At 68.3% G+C, this 14318-nt stretch carries 12 protein-coding genes; 6 read left to right on the forward strand and 6 right to left on the reverse strand.

The annotated features are described in order from the left end of the window. Positions 1-97: 97 nt before the first annotated feature. Positions 98-928: a thioesterase family protein gene (locus CLV29_RS00660; RefSeq protein ID WP_133753179.1), complete on the reverse strand. Its 831-nt coding sequence runs from the start codon at positions 926-928 to the stop codon at positions 98-100. Between the two features lie 110 nt (positions 929-1038). Between CLV29_RS00660 and CLV29_RS00665 the strand changes: the two genes are divergently transcribed. Continuing rightward, positions 1039-1845, forward strand: coding sequence for a Bax inhibitor-1/YccA family protein (locus CLV29_RS00665; RefSeq protein ID WP_133753180.1), 807 nt, complete (start codon positions 1039-1041; stop codon positions 1843-1845). 62 nt (positions 1846-1907) lie between these two features. Here CLV29_RS00665 and CLV29_RS00670 read toward each other — a convergent pair whose 3' ends face one another. Beyond that, complete coding sequence (locus CLV29_RS00670; RefSeq protein ID WP_133753181.1) at positions 1908-2564, reverse strand: NUDIX hydrolase; 657 nt, start codon at positions 2562-2564, stop codon at positions 1908-1910. A gap of 146 nt (positions 2565-2710) precedes the next feature. On the opposite strand from CLV29_RS00670, the gene ypfJ reads away from it, so the two are divergent. The 5 genes from ypfJ to CLV29_RS00695 all read left to right on the forward strand — a co-directional run bounded on the left by ypfJ (position 2711) and on the right by CLV29_RS00695 (position 7125). Then, the gene (gene ypfJ / locus CLV29_RS00675) at positions 2711-3592 is read left to right on the forward strand and encodes a KPN_02809 family neutral zinc metallopeptidase (RefSeq protein WP_133753182.1); all 882 of its coding nucleotides are present in this window, start codon (positions 2711-2713) and stop codon (positions 3590-3592) included. A gap of 10 nt (positions 3593-3602) precedes the next feature. Next, entirely contained in the window at positions 3603-4211 is a 609-nt protein-coding gene (locus tag CLV29_RS00680; protein ID WP_133753183.1) for a DNA-3-methyladenine glycosylase, read from the forward strand. Between the two features lie 242 nt (positions 4212-4453). Further along, positions 4454-5335 (forward strand): PQQ-dependent sugar dehydrogenase, encoded by an 882-nt coding sequence (locus CLV29_RS00685; protein WP_166649082.1) that lies wholly within the window; start codon positions 4454-4456, stop codon positions 5333-5335. 143 nt (positions 5336-5478) lie between these two features. After that, positions 5479-6567, forward strand: coding sequence for a hypothetical protein (locus CLV29_RS00690; RefSeq protein WP_133753185.1), 1089 nt, complete (start codon positions 5479-5481; stop codon positions 6565-6567). A 39-nt stretch (positions 6568-6606) separates the two neighbouring features. Then, positions 6607-7125: a beta-class carbonic anhydrase gene (locus CLV29_RS00695; RefSeq protein WP_133753186.1), complete on the forward strand. Its 519-nt coding sequence runs from the start codon at positions 6607-6609 to the stop codon at positions 7123-7125. A gap of 121 nt (positions 7126-7246) precedes the next feature. Here CLV29_RS00695 and CLV29_RS00700 read toward each other — a convergent pair whose 3' ends face one another. From CLV29_RS00700 to CLV29_RS00715, 4 genes are all read right to left on the reverse strand, one after another. Continuing rightward, positions 7247-11188 (reverse strand): efflux RND transporter permease subunit, encoded by a 3942-nt coding sequence (locus CLV29_RS00700; RefSeq protein WP_166649083.1) that lies wholly within the window; start codon positions 11186-11188, stop codon positions 7247-7249. Between the two features lie 396 nt (positions 11189-11584). After that, on the reverse strand, positions 11585-12280 hold the full coding sequence (gene msrA, locus CLV29_RS00705) for a peptide-methionine (S)-S-oxide reductase MsrA (protein ID WP_166649084.1): 696 nt from the start codon (positions 12278-12280) through the stop codon (positions 11585-11587). Positions 12281-12309: 29 nt separating this feature from the next. Further along, positions 12310-12993 (reverse strand): uracil-DNA glycosylase, encoded by a 684-nt coding sequence (locus CLV29_RS00710; RefSeq protein ID WP_133753188.1) that lies wholly within the window; start codon positions 12991-12993, stop codon positions 12310-12312. Position 12994: 1 nt separating this feature from the next. Further along, the gene (locus tag CLV29_RS00715) at positions 12995-14266 is read right to left on the reverse strand and encodes an MFS transporter (protein WP_243831647.1); all 1272 of its coding nucleotides are present in this window, start codon (positions 14264-14266) and stop codon (positions 12995-12997) included. Positions 14267-14318 lie beyond the last annotated feature (52 nt).

Genomic DNA, 14318 nt, shown 5'->3' on the forward strand with positions numbered 1-14318 from the left:
GACACGCCTCTCCGAGTGGGACGGGGAGGACCATCACACCACGGACGGGTCCGGTCGGCGCAGCCGGGCCACCGACCCCGGTTCAGCCCGAGCGGCTTCAGGCCCGAGGGGTACGGGCCAGCTGCCGCCCCTGCGCCACCAGCGTGCCCTCGGAGTCCCAGATCCGGACATCCTCCTCGAACTGTCCGCCACTGACATGTTCGGTCTCGTGCCGTACCAGCAATGCACCGGGCGCCGGGCGGGCACGGATGTAGGCCGACAGCTGCAGCGTCGGCGACCAGCCGAACCGCCCGAAATCGGCCAGCACCGGCGGCAGGCAGTCGACCAGGAACAGCAGCGCGAACGGGTCCGGTTCGCGGCCGTCGGGGAACCTGACCCAGGCCTGGATCATCCCTCGCCGGGCCGGCTGACCCAAGGCCCACTGGACCGTGGCCGGATCGAAGCGCAGATCGAGGTTGTTCAGGTACTTCGCCGACTCGGTGATGTGCGGCGGCGCCATGGTCGCCGGCAGACAGTCCTCGGGGGCCGGCATCTGCGGCGGGTCGCGGCGGACCTCGGAGTCGTCGGGCAACTGCGACAGGTCACCGAAGACACCCTGGACGATCGCCCGGGTCTGCAGGGCGCCCGCGGCGTCGGGCTGGGCGAGGGTGGCGGTACCGCTGGAGATGCTGCCACCCCGGCGGGCCACCTCGGCGGTGACGGTCAACGGCCCGGCGGTCGAGGCGCTCAGGTACGTACCGGTGATCGCCAGCGGATCGGGGTGCCGATCGTCGCCCAGGGCAGCGGCCAGGCCGCGGGCCGTGGTGCTCAGCACCACGCCACCGTTGATGCCGTTGCCGACCTGCCAAGAACCGTCGAAGGATCCGGTGCTGACGCCCGGATCATCGGTCGATCGCTCGACCTGGGTGCTCGCGTCGAAGGAATTCACCCGGTGAGCCTAGGGCAGGAACAATCAGGGGCTTCTCCGGGTTGCATGCGGTGAGGGTCCGCCGTCCGCCGGTAGGATGGGACCCGTTCAGTCAGAGGAGGAACTTGACCATGATGCGCAGCTCCAATCCGGTGTTGTCGAGGAATGACACCTGGTCGTCGGGCGGCTACGCACCTGCCGACCAGAGTTACGGCCAACAGCCGCAGCACGGCGGACCGATCGGCCAGCAGGACCGCAACCGGGGCGTGATGACCCTGGACGATGTGATCACCAAGACCGCGGTGATGCTGGGCATCGTCGTCCTCTCCGCGGGTGCCACCTACTTCCTGCTCCCGCAGCCGCTGTGGCTGCCGGCAGCGATCGTCGGCGGTCTGGGCACCTTCATCCTGACCATCATCGTCGCCGCTCGGCGTACCGTGCCGGTGCCGCTGGCCTTCGTCTTCTCGGTGCTCGAGGGAATGCTGGTCGGCGCGATCTCGGGTGTCTTCGAGAACGTCTACCCCGGCATCGTCGTGCAGGCGGTCTTCGCCACCATGGTCGCCGCAGGTGTCACCTTGGCGGCCTACAAATTCTTCAACATCAAGGTCGGCAACACCTTCCGGAAGGTGGTGACGATCGCCACGATCGCCATCGCCGCAGTGATGTTGATCAACTTCATCGTCTTCCTGTTCAACGGTGCCGGCATCGGCATCCGGGCCGGGGTCACCGGCGAGGTCGGCCTGCTGCCGTACCTCTTCTCCGCGATCGCGGTCGTGCTGGCGGTGCTGAACCTGGTGATGGACTTCGACCACGTCGAGCGCGGGATCGCCATGCGCGCCCCGGCCGACCAGTCCTGGAAGGCCGCCTTCGGCCTGACCGTCACCTTGGTCTGGCTCTACATCGAGCTGCTGCGGATCATCAGCTACTTCCGACGCTGACCTCGCAGACGACGAGCCCGGTCCCTTCCGAGGGGCCGGGCTCGTCGGCGTTCGGCCAGGAATCAGCCGAGATGTTTGCCCAGCAGTGCGCGGGCGCCGGAGGTCCAGGGCCAGTCCTGCCAGCGGTTCAGCGGGATCCAGGCCGCATCGGAGGTGGTGCCGCCGATGTCGTGGACCACGGGGTCGCCGGGGTCCGGGCAGTCGGCGGCATAGACCAACCGGACGGCGTGGAAGTCCTCCAGCACCGCGGTGGGGGATTTGCCGACCCAGTGGTCGGACTGGACGTCGATCAGCAGGCCGAGGTCGACATGCTGACCGGTCTCCTCCATCAGTTCCCGGCGGACCGTGTCGGTCGGTTCCTCACCGGGATCGACCCCGCCGCCGGGCAGGCCCCACTGCCCGGGCACGTGGGTACGGTCGGAGAACTCGGTGCCGAGCACGCCGCGGCCACTCAGGGTGATCGCGTAGGCGGCGACCCGCTGCCGGCGGACCGCCTCCTTGGGTGCCGGTCGGGAGCGGCTGCGGCGATCGCCCCGGCTGCGGTGATGCGGCACGGCCTCGACCAGCAGCACCAGATCCCCGGAGGGGCTCCGCTGCGCGCGGACCGTCCGGGTCAGGCTCAGCCCCCGCTGCCACAACGTGGAGTAGGGGTCTGCGCCGTGGTCGAGTTCGAGACTGATCAACGGCTCACCCGTTGGTCCGACACCGATCAGTCTCATCTGACCATCATTACCACGCCGACCGAATGCGGCCAGCCACCACGCAGCGACGGGCCCGTTATGCTCAACACATTCGGCCGCGGTCACGAGGGTTCGCACCCGCCTCGTACGCGGCCGTCGGTGACCGACGAGGCAGAGGAGCCACGGTGAAGTACAAGGACGATGCCAACCTGGATTCCTCGCAGGTACGCAACCGCGGGCGCGGCGGGGCGATCGCCGCCGGTGGCGGTATCGGCACCCTGCTGCTGCTGTTCCTGATCTCGCAGGTGGTCGGTGTGGACCTGACCGGTCTGGCCGGTGGCAGTGCGCAGGCACCGGCCACCAGTGGCAGCGAGGAGGAGGAGACGAACGACAACTGCCGTACCGGTGCCGATGTGGCCGCCGATCGGGAGTGCCGCTTCGTCGCCTACACGAACTCCATCCAGGACTACTGGGGGCAGACCCTGGAGGGGTACCAACCGTCGACGACCAACATCTTCACCGATCAGATCAGCACCGGCTGCGGGACCGCCACCTCGCAGATCGGGCCGTTCTACTGCCCGACCGACCAGAGTGTCTACCTCGACACCGGATTCTTCGACCAGTTGAGCGAGCAGTTCGGCGCCGAGGGCGGTGATGCCACCGAGGCCTATGTGATCGCCCATGAGTACGGCCACCACGTCTCGAATCTCCTCGGCGACCTGGAGGCCGGGCAGCAGGACTCCTCGACCGGTCCCGACTCGATGGGGGTACGGCTGGAGCTGGAGGCGGACTGCTTCGCCGGCACCTGGATGAACTGGGCCGATGCCGACCCCGATGACGTCATCGAGAGCTTCACCGAGGACGACCTGAACCAGGCCGTGGACGCCGCCGAGGCCATCGGCGACGACCGGATCCAGGAGAAGACCCAGGGGCAGGTGCAACCGGAGAGCTGGACCCACGGCTCGGCCGAGATGCGCAAGGGATGGCTGCTCGAAGGCTTCCGTACCGGCGACCCGAATGTCTGCCGGACCCTGATGGACCCGTCCACCTCGACCGAGCTCGGCTGACCGGTCACGGATGAGTCGGCAGGAGGACCTGGACACGGCACTGGCCGGTACGGCGCCACAGGTCGCGCCGCGGCTGCTCGGCAGTGTGCTGCACCATGATCACGTGGCGGTGAGGATCACCGAGGTCGAGGCCTATGCCGGGCCCGACGACCCCGCCTCCCACGCCTGGCGCGGGGAGACTGCGCGGAACCGGACGATGTTCGGGCCGCGAGGCCATCTCTACGTGTACAGCATGCACGGACACCACTGCTGCAATGTGGTCTGTGCCGATCCGGGTACGCCGACCGGTCTGCTGATCAGGGCAGGTGAGGTGGTGGCCGGGGTGGATCTGGCCCGGGAGCGCCGCGCGGCCCATCGGCGTACCGCGATCCCCGAGCACCAGCTCGCACGGGGCCCGGGGAACCTCACCCGCTGCCTGGGGATCACCCGCAGTGACGATGGCACCGACCTGCGCAACCACTGCGGTCCCTGGCTGGAACTTCGCCCGCCCCTGCCCCTGGCCGAGGTACGTTCAGGGCCGCGGGTGGGAGTGCCGCGAGCTGTCGACGTCGCCTGGCGATTCTGGATCGCCGGCGACCCGAGCGTCTCCAGCTTCCGCCCCGCCCGCAGCTCCCGCTGACCCCGCTCGGCAGCTCCCGCCCGAACAGTTCTGCATTCAACAGGACAGAACGGCAACGGGTCGATATCCTCCCTATCGATTGCTGCGTCGGGCAGTCGGGGCCACCCGGTGCACCACGCTGCACGGGGGCCATAGGGGATGCAGTGACACAATTCGACAGCGCTGGTGTATGCCCGGATGCGGGCCGAGCGCCGCGGCGGGCGGCAGTTTCCGCACGAGGACTGAGCGGACTGGCGGGGGCCGTGGTGGGCTCGTTGGTGCTCGGGATCGGGGGACTGCTGTCCCCGGTGACCGAGGCCCACGCCGAGGTCCTGGAGCCCGAGCTCATCGCCACCACCGTGGTCAGCGGGGTACAGGCGCCGGCCAACTTCGAGATCGACGACGACGGCAACATCTTCCTCGCCCAGCGCCATGGTGTGGTGCTGCGTTACACCGGTGAGGGCGACACCTCACCCGAGACCGTGATCGACCTGCGCGAGGAGGTCTATCGGCAAGGCGATCGTGGACTGCTGGGCCTGGCCCTGGACCCGGACTTCGCCGACGGCAGCCCCTACCTGTACCTGCTCTACACCCAGGACAAGGACCCCTTCGGCACCGATCAGGTGCCGCGCTGGGGCGGGGAGGAACTGACCGACCCGTGTCCGGATCCGCCGGGGGCCAACGGTGACGGCTGCACCGCCACCGGTCAACTGGTCCGTTACACCGTCGGCGAGGACGGCACCGCCGACCCGGGATCGGCAGTGGTCCTGCTCGACGGATCGAACCGGACCGAGGGCGGCTGGTGCTCCCAGTTCCCCTCGCACGCCACCTCGACCCTTGCCTTCGGCCCGGACGGAATGCTCTACGTCGGCCACGGCGACGGAGCCAACTACAACACCGCCGACTGGGGCCAGTTGGGTGGGACCCAGCCGAACACCCCGACCCCGGTGAACTCGTGCAACGACGGGCCGGGGGAGCGGGGAACCACGCCGGACCGGGCGGACTCGGCCGGTGGTGCCCTGCGATCACAGTCGGTACGCGCGGCGACCGAAGACGGTTACGTCAGCTGGGACGGGGCCATCCTGCGGATCGATCCCGAGACCGGTGAAGCGGCGGCGGACAACCCGCTGGTGGCAGTGCGCTGACTGCGCCGTTCTACGGCTGGCGGCACTCCGATGCCTACCTCGAGGGCTGTCGCGCGACCGGCGCCTCGTCGGCCAACGGCGGCACCTTCGTCACCGATGAGGACTGGCCGGAGCACCTGCAGGGTGCCCTGGTCTTCGCCGACATGGGTCGCGGTTGTGTGATCGCCATGCAGCTCGGCGCCGACGGCGAACCTGATCCGTCCACCGTCGAGGTGCTGGTCAGTGGGGTACGGGCGACCGCGATCCATTCCGGTCCCGACGGTGACCTGTACTTCACCGACTCTGCCAACAACTCCCTGGTCCGGCTCTCGCCGACACCGACGGCTCCGGAGGTGGAGGTCGCGGTGACGCCGCAGGACTGGGCGGTCGGTGACGAGCTCAGCTTCGCCGCCGAGGGACTCACCGGTGACGGCGACGCGCTGCCCGAGTCGGCCTACGACTGGCAGGTCGAACTGGTCCAGTGCACCGACGAGGCAGCCACCGACTGTTCGACCTCGGAGGCGACCGGGGTGGAGATCGACGGTCCGGTGGCCACGGTCGAGGGCCCGGATGTGCCCTACTACGCCTATCTGCAGGCCACGGTGACGGTCACCGACGAGGGTCTGAGCACCAGCGACTCGGTCGAGGCACATCCGCGGGTGAGCACGGTCAGCCTGACCACCGATCCCGCCGGGATCGAGGTCAGTCTGGGCGACACCTCGGGCGCGGCACCGCAGTCGGCGCGCTACCTGGAGAACGGGACCGTGAACCTCTCGGTGCCGCAGGAGGCGAGCGTCGACGACGCCGATCACGAGTTCAGCGGTTGGTCCGACGGCGACCAGGCGGGAACCGAGCGTACCGAGCAGGCGCCGGCCGGCGACAGCGAGTACACCGCCGTCTACACCGAGGTCCCGCCGCCGCTGGAGACCACCGTGACCGAGGTCGAGGTGAACCCGACCTCGATCCGGATGCCGTTCTGGTCCGCCCGGCTGGTGGTCGTCGAGGCCCGGGTGCAGAGCACCCAGCCGGTGGACCGGGTGACCACGGTGCTGAGCTCCAACCGCGGGCAACGCAGTATCAGCATGGGCCGCATCTCCGGCAGCAACACCGACCGGGTCTACCGCAGTTACGTCGTGATCTCCGGAACCGGGGCCAGCGTCCGCCACACCGAGGTGACGGCTCTCAGTGGAGGTCAGACGGTACGGACGGCTGGTCCCGACATCCGGGTCAGTACCTGCCTGCTGTTCTGCTGAGCACCGACCGCGTCGCCCGGCCGGGTCTAGGCTGCCCCCATGAGTTCTGAGCACGGACGGGCCCCGAAGGGTTTCGGCGATCTGCTGCAGGCCAATGCCGACTACGCCGCGCATTTCGATCTGCACGGTTTCGACGGTGTGGCCAATGCGGGGGTGGCGATGGTCACCTGCATGGACAGCCGGATCGATCCGCTGACCATGATCGGCCTGCGGGCGGGCGATGCGAAGATCCTGCGGAACCCGGGTGGCCGGGTGACCGATGCCATCCTGGCCGGAGTGGTGCTGGCGGTGAACCTGCTCGGGGTCGACCGGGTGCTGGTGGTGCAGCACACCCGGTGCGCGGTGGCCAGCGCCAGTGAGGAGGAGTTCCACCGCCGACTGACCGAGAGCACCGGGATCGACTCCAGCTGGATGACGGTGCCGGTGGTCACCGATCCGGAGCGAACCCTGCGCGATGACGTCACCCGGGTGCGTACCCACCCCCTGGTCCCCGCGGGGGTGCAGACCGGTGGGTTCGTCTACGACGTCGACACCGGTCGGCTGAACCAGTTGGTCTGACTGACCTGATCCGGCCTGTGCTGATCTGACCTGGGCTGATCAGACCCAGGCCGGAGCAGGCTGCTCACCGCCGAACGGCTCGCCCCCCTCGCAGGGGGCGAGCCGTTCGGGTTTCTGCAGGTCAGCCCTTGGCCGGTGCGGTACCCGGGCCGTCGTCGAACAACTCGCCCAGGCTGTGCGTCGGCTGGTCCTCCTCCGGGCGCTGCCGGGGCAGGGTCTGGCCCCGGTTGCGACGCTCCCTGAACGCCTCCAGCAGGTGGTACAGCACCGGCACCACGATCAACGTCAGCAGGGTGGAGCTGATCATGCCGCCGATCACCACCACCGACAGCGGACGGGAGATGAACACACCGCCACCGGTGAGCCCGAGGAACATCGGGATCAGCGCACAGATGGTCGCCGCTGCCGTCATCAGGATCGGTCGCAGACGTAACCGGGCACCCTGGATCACCGCATCGTCGACCGATGCCCCCTGCGCCCGATACTTGTTGATCAGGTCGATCAACACGATCGCATTCGTCACCACCACTCCGATCAACATCAGCAAGCCGATCATGGCGGCGATGTCCAGTGAGGTCTGGGTGATCAACAACAAGGCGATCGCACCGGTGGCGGCGAAGGGGATGGAGACCAGCAGGATCAACGGCTGCAGCAGCGACTTGAAGGTCGCGACCATGATGATGTACACCATCGCGATCGCCACCAGCATGGCGATCCCGAGCTGGTTGAACGACTCCGCCTGGTCCTGGGCCACACCACCGATACTGGCGGTCACACCGTCGGGCAGCTCGACCGAATCCAGACCGGTGGTCAGCGCGGCGGTGATCGTCCCCAGGTCGCTGCCGGTGGGCAGACCGCTGACGGTCACCGACCGGCGGCTGTCGATCCGGGTGATCTCGGCCTGGGAGCTGACCTCCTCCACCTCGGCGACGTCCTTCACCTGGATCGGGTCACCGGTGATGTCGGCGAGATCCTCCGAACGCTGGGTCAGTTCCTCCTGCAGGTCGGTCGCCGCCGCGGACTCCGCGCGCTGTTCGCGTGCCTCGGCCAGCTGGTCGTCCAGTTCATCGCGCTGTTCGCGCAACTGGGCCAGCTGTTCCTCCAGGGCCTCGACCTGTGCATCGGCCTGGGCCTGCGCTTCGACCTGGGCCTGGGCCTGCGCTTCGGCCTGGGCCCGGGCAGCCTCCTCGACGGCCTCGATGGCCTCCTCCGGAGAGGTCGGCAGTTGCCCACCGCCACCGGTGCCCGTACCGGCCGACGCCTGGGACGCGGCGGTACGTGCTTCGTCGATCTGGCTGATCATCTCATCGATCTGGTCGTCCATCTCGGCCTGCTGGTCGATCAGCGCCTGCTCCTGCTCATCGGCCTGACGCTCGGTCTCGGCGGCCTGCCGGTCCGCTTCGGCCTCCTGCTGTTCGGTGATGTCGTCCTGTTCGGCCTGCTGGGCATCGGCCGTCTGCTTCTGGGTGACCGGGAGCTCCAGATCCTCGAGCTGCTGCTTGGTGGTGATCGGGTCACCGGAGCGCAGGATCACATCCTGCTCACCCTCGTTGACCTGCATCTGCCCCAACGTGGTGCCACCGATCGCCTCGGCGATCGCCGGCCCGACGGTGCCCTGGCTCATGCCGTACCCGGCGGCGGCGTCCTCGTCCACATTCACCTGCAGGATCTGGGTCTGCTCGGCCAGGTCGCTGCTGACCTGGGTCAACCCGTCGAGGCCCTTCATCAGATCCTCGATCTGTCGGGTCCCCTCGGCCAGTGCCTCGGGATCGGCGCCGGTCACCTGCACCGACAGTTCCTGGGAGGTGGTGCTGCCGGTGCCGTTGACGGTGATCTCACCGGCATCGGGGATCGCTGTCAGCTCCTCGCGTACCTGATTGGTGACCGCGGTCGTGTCGGCATCCTCGTTCAAGGTGACCGAATAGGTGACCATGTTCGCGCCACCGCCACCGCTCAGCAGGTCGACCTCGCCGGTGTTGCCGGTGATCGAGGTGGAGTAGGTCTCCACCTCCGGGTTCGCGTTCAAGGCCTCCTCGACCGGCAGCGACTTCGCGTCGGTCTCCTCCATATCGGTACCCGCAGGCAGTTCCTGGGTGATGCTGAGGGTGTTCTCCCCGGTGCTGCCCAGGTAGTCGGTACGCAGGAACGGTGTCAGACCGATGGTCAGGATGAAGATCAACACCGCGGCGATCGAGGTGACGATCGGGTGCCGCAGGGTCCAGCGAAGGATCGGCAGGTAGCCGCGCTGCAGGGCGGTCTCCCGGGATTCGTTGGCATCATGGTCGTCGGCCAGGGAGTTTCCGGTCGGGTACTTCGACCGCAGTTTGGCCACCGAGGCGTTGATGTAGGCCTCGGAGCTGCCCTTGGCCTGGAGTTTCTCGACCAGCGCGGTCTGCTTGGCGGCCAGTTTCGTCTCGATCTTCTCGGTGTCGGCCCGCTGCCGTTCCTCGGCCTTGGCGATCCGGCGTTCGGCGCGGGCTTCGCGCTTGGCAGCCTTCGCGTCGAACCGTTCGAGCTGGGCCTGGCGACGGCGAGCCTTGGTCGGGCCCATCAGCTCGAGCTCGTCGGCGGTCGGCTCGGCCGGTCGGGTGGCCGGTCGCATGAACCAGTAGGCGAGCACCGGAACGATGGTCAGCGCGACGATCAGGGACGCGATCAGGGCGATCGCCGCGGTCAGTGCGAAGGGGCGAAACAGCTCGCCGATCACTCCACCGACCACGGCCACCGGCAGGAACACGGCTGCGGTGACGAAGGTCGATGCGCCGATCGCGCCGGCCACTTCACCGACCGCCTTGACGATCATGGGTACGCCGAACTCCTCACCGGCGTCGCGATGTCTCTCGATGTTCTCGATCACCACGATCGAGTCGTCCACCACTCGGCCGATCGAGATCGTCAGCGCCGCCAGGGTGAACAGGTTCAGGGTGAAACCGCCGACGTACAGCGCGATCAGCGCCATCAACAAGGACAGCGGGATCGACAAGGCGCTGATGATCGTCGGCCGGACGGCGAGGATGAACACGAGGATCACCAGCACCGCCATCACCAGGCCCAGGGCGCCCTCGGTCGCCAGGTCCTTGATCGAGTCCTCGATGTAGGGGGCCTGGTCGAACATGATGGTGAACTCGACCGGGGCGGAGAGCTGTTCGCTCAATCCGGGCAGGGCGTCCTTGACGGCATTGGCCACCTCGACGGTGTTGCCGTCGGTGGTCTTGGTCACCTGCAGACCCAGGGCGGGTTCCCCGTTGACCCGGAAGATCGAGTTCTCCTCGGTGGCCACGTCCTCGACGTCGGCGACATCCTTCAACTGGACCGGGTCCTCGGTGCCCTGCAACCACAGGTCGCGTACCTCATCGACACTGGTGAGGGTCTTGCCGATCTGCACATTGACCTGTCTGCCGGCATCGTCCAGCTGCCCGCCGGGGATCTGCGCACCGTAGGCGGCGAAGACCTCCTGGATCTGACTCGGGTCGACCTTCTTCTCGTCCAGGTCGTCCTGCCGCAGGGTGATCACCACCTCCTTCACGGTCTGGCCGGTGACCTGGGACGAACCCACCCCGGAAATTTGGTTCAGCGCCGGTACGACGATCTCGTCGAGCTCCTCGGCGAGCTGATCGGTGTCCATGTCCGAGGACACGCCGTACTGCAGGACCGGCAGCGCGTTCAGATCCACGGTGGTGACCTGCGGGTCGACATTCTCCGGCAGCGTCGAGCGGATCTGGTCGATCGCCCCTTGGAGGTCGTTGCGCATCGCGGTGCCATCGACCCCGAACTCCCATTCCACCTGCACCATCGACGAACCGCTGTTCGAGGTCGAGGTCACGGTGGTCACGTTGCTGACCCCGCGTACCGCCGTCTCCAGGGGTTCGCTGACATCACGTTCGACCACTTCGGGCGACGCGCCCTGGTACTGGGCGGAGATGAATGCTGCCGGGTAGTTGATGTTCGGCTGCAGTTCCTGCCGCAGGTTCGCGGCGGAGAAGAGCCCGACACCGACGATCGTCAGGCAGAGCAGGACGATCACAGCACGGTTGGCGAGGCTGAGCCGGGTCAGTTGGCGCACGGGATTCCTTTGCGGGAAGCGGGGGTTGGCACGGCGTGGGCTGCACCGTCCACACCTGTTCGATTCTGGTCGATCCGGTGACACCCGGCATCAGTCGGACGACTGATATCCGCCTCAGGGTTTACCCCCAGCGGTTGCACAGCTCGGGTTGTCCGCAGACGCCACCGGTCGATCACCGAACCATCCTCCACCCGCTGTGCTGCCGGCGGGCGTGGGGTGCTCAACGATCTGCGTGAGCCACTCCTGCAGGCGGTGGTGACGAATGTCATGACCGGTCCCCGGCAGTGGGCAGGAGTGAGGGCTGGACGAGACATCCCCCCAGTTGTGCCAGCCTGCCGCTACGTCAGGTCAAGCCGACGAGCAGTGATCCGAACGGCGGTTCCCGCAGGTCGACGGTCAGTCCGCCGACGGCGGTACGATGTCGGTCTGTGCCGGCAGCTCGTCCTGGCGCAGCACGCCGATCGGGCAGCTGACACCGTTCGGGCCGTGATTGCAGTAGCCGCCCGGGTTCTTCAGCAGGTACTGCTGGTGGTAGTCCTCGGCGAAGTAGAACTCGTTCGCCGGCACGATCTCGGTGGTGATCTCACCGTGGCCGGCTGCGGTGAAGCGCTCCTGGTAGAGATCCAGGATCCGCTGCGCCTGCGCGGCCTGCTCCTCGGAGGTGGTGAGGATGATCGAGCGGTACTGCGTACCCACGTCGTTGCCCTGGCGGAACCCCTGGGTCGGATCGTGGTTCTCGAAGAAGACCTTCAGCACCCCCGCCAGCCCCACGGTCTGCGGGTCGTAGGCGACCTTCACCACCTCGGCCTGCCCGGTGCGTCCGCTGCACACCTCCTCGTAGGTCGGGTTCGGGGTGTAGCCGCCCTGATAGCCGGCCGCGGTGTTGGTCACCCCCTCGGTCTGCCAGAACAAGCGCTCGGCACCCCAGAAACAGCCCATGCCGAGACCGATCACCTGGGATCCTGCCGGCACCTCGTCCAGGGCGATGCCGTAGTACAGGTGCTTCGGGATCGGCGACAGGACCGGGGTGTCGCGCCCCGGTAGTGCCTGCTCGGCGGTGACCATGGCGGGGGCGAAGTGGCGGAAGATCATGGCCCCATTGTCCACCCGCGGTCAACGGCTCAGCGAGATCGGTCCAGCCGCCAGTCGATCGGCTGTCCGCCGGCCTCGGTGAGCAGGGCATCCACCCGGGAGAAGGGTCGGGACCCGAAGAAGCCGTGCCGGGCCGACAACGGCGAGGGGTGCGGGCTTTCCACGTACGGGGTGGAGCCGAGCACCGGGATCAGCGATTGCGCGTCGCGACCCCAGAGGATCGCCACCAAGGGCCCGCCGCGCTCGACCAGCGCCTCGATCGCGCACTGGGTGATCTCCTCCCAGCCCTTGCCCCGGTGCGAGGCCGGGGCGCCGGGGGCGACGGTCAGCACCCGGTTGAGCAACAGCACCCCCTGGTCGAACCACGGTGTCAGGTCCCCGCCGGCAGCCGGTGGGATGCCCAGGTCGTCCTGCAACTCGCGGTAGATATTGACCAGTGATTTCGGCAAAGGACGGACATCGGGGGCGACCGAGAAGCTCAACCCCACCGGATGTCCCGGGGTGGGGTACGGGTCCTGGCCGACGATCAGCACCCGTACCCGCTGCAACGGCAGGGTGAAGGCACGCAGCACGTTCTCCCCGGCCGGCAGATAGCCGCGGCCGGCAGCCAGTTCCCCGCGCAGGAACTCACCCATGGCGCTGATTCGTCCCGCCACCGGGGACAGTGCCTGCGCCCAGTCCGGGGCGATGATCTCGGACAACGGTTTCGGCATCTCAGGTCCTCGGCGGATCGGGTTCGGGCCCGGCAACGGGGTCGGGGGTCTCACCGTCGCGGTGGGGTACCCCCGGAGCCATCACCGAGGCCATCAATGTCGCCAGTATGGCCAACCCGGCGCCGACGGCGAAGGCGAGTTGCATGGAGACCACATCGGCCAGCAGGCCGGCCACCAGCGGGCCGAGGATGCCGCCGATGTCGGACATCATCGAGAACACCGCCACCGGCTGCCCGCCACGGGGACCGACGACATCGCCCACAGCGGCCGCCGGGGCGGTCCCGAGCAGCGAGGCGCCGAGACCGTAGACGACCATCGCCACGGTCAGCCAGGTCAGGCTGGTCGCCCACGGTGTGGCGGCGATCGACACCCCACAGAGCACACCCCCGAGCATCAGTGCCGGTCGGCGTCCGGTGGTGTCGACGAACCGTCCGGCCGGTGCCAGGGCGAGGGTCTGCGCCACTGCGGCGATGGCGAAGGCGATACCGGCATCGGCCGGGGAGCGGTGCAGGGATTCCACCACCAGGATCGGCACCAGGGAGCTGCGGACGCCGAAGGAGTTCCAGCCCTGGCTGAAGTTGGCCATACAGGCCGCGCGGTATCCGGCATCGGCCAGCGCGCTGCGTACCGTCGCCGACCCGGTGGCACGGCTGAGTGGATCGTGGGCCGGCGGCCGCAGCAGGAGGGCACCGACCAGGCCGGCGACGGCGAGCGTCACGGCGTAGAAGAAGAAGGGTGCGGTCAGCGAGATCCGGGCGAGCAGGCTGCCCAGGGCGGGACCGGCCATGCCGCCCAGCAGGAAACCGCTCTGCATGGTTCCGCTGGCCCGCCCGCGCTGCTCGGCAGTCACCGATCGCAACAGCAGGGTCATCGCCGAGACCGAGAACATCGCCGAGCCGATGCCACCGAGACCGCGCATGATCAACAGCTGCGGGTAGCTGGTGGCCAGGCCGGCGGCGGCGCTGGAGGCGGCGACGATCAACACCCCGGCCGAGAGCACGACCCGCTCGGAGAAGCGTCGCAGCATCCTGGCGGCGAAGGGGGAGAAGAGAAATCGCAGGAACCCGAAGGCCGAGATCACCGCACCGGCCTCCAGGTTGCCGATGCCGAAACTCCGGGCGAAGACCGGCAGCACCGGCACCAGCACCCCGAAGCCGACGGCGACACAGAACCCGATCAGCGCCAGGACGTAGACCTCGCGGGGGAAATGCGTACGCCGGGTCCACCACTGTCCGAACCGGATCCTCACCGGCACCCGGCCCGCGTACGACACCTCACTGGCGCGACCCTAGCGCGCCGCGACAGCACCCGGCGAGCGGGCGTCC

The organism is Naumannella halotolerans (assembly GCF_004364645.1).
GTDB classification, from domain to species: Bacteria; Actinomycetota; Actinomycetes; order Propionibacteriales; family Propionibacteriaceae; genus Naumannella; species Naumannella halotolerans.

Bases quoted from the DNA above. Each gene is read 5' to 3' on its own strand.
- CLV29_RS00710 (WP_133753188.1), bottom strand. From the start codon at position 12,993: ATGCCGAAACCGTTGTCCGAGATCATCGCCCCGGACTGGGCGCAGGCA.
- CLV29_RS00695 (WP_133753186.1), top strand. From the start codon at position 6,607: ATGAGTTCTGAGCACGGACGGGCCCCGAAGGGTTTCGGCGATCTGCTG.
- CLV29_RS00680 (WP_133753183.1), top strand. From the start codon at position 3,603: ATGAGTCGGCAGGAGGACCTGGACACGGCACTGGCCGGTACGGCGCCA.
- msrA (WP_166649084.1), bottom strand. From the start codon at position 12,280: ATGATCTTCCGCCACTTCGCCCCCGCCATGGTCACCGCCGAGCAGGCA.
- CLV29_RS00670 (WP_133753181.1), bottom strand. From the start codon at position 2,564: ATGAGACTGATCGGTGTCGGACCAACGGGTGAGCCGTTGATCAGTCTC.
- CLV29_RS00690 (WP_133753185.1), top strand. From the start codon at position 5,479: ATGGGTCGCGGTTGTGTGATCGCCATGCAGCTCGGCGCCGACGGCGAA.
- CLV29_RS00665 (WP_133753180.1), top strand. From the start codon at position 1,039: ATGATGCGCAGCTCCAATCCGGTGTTGTCGAGGAATGACACCTGGTCG.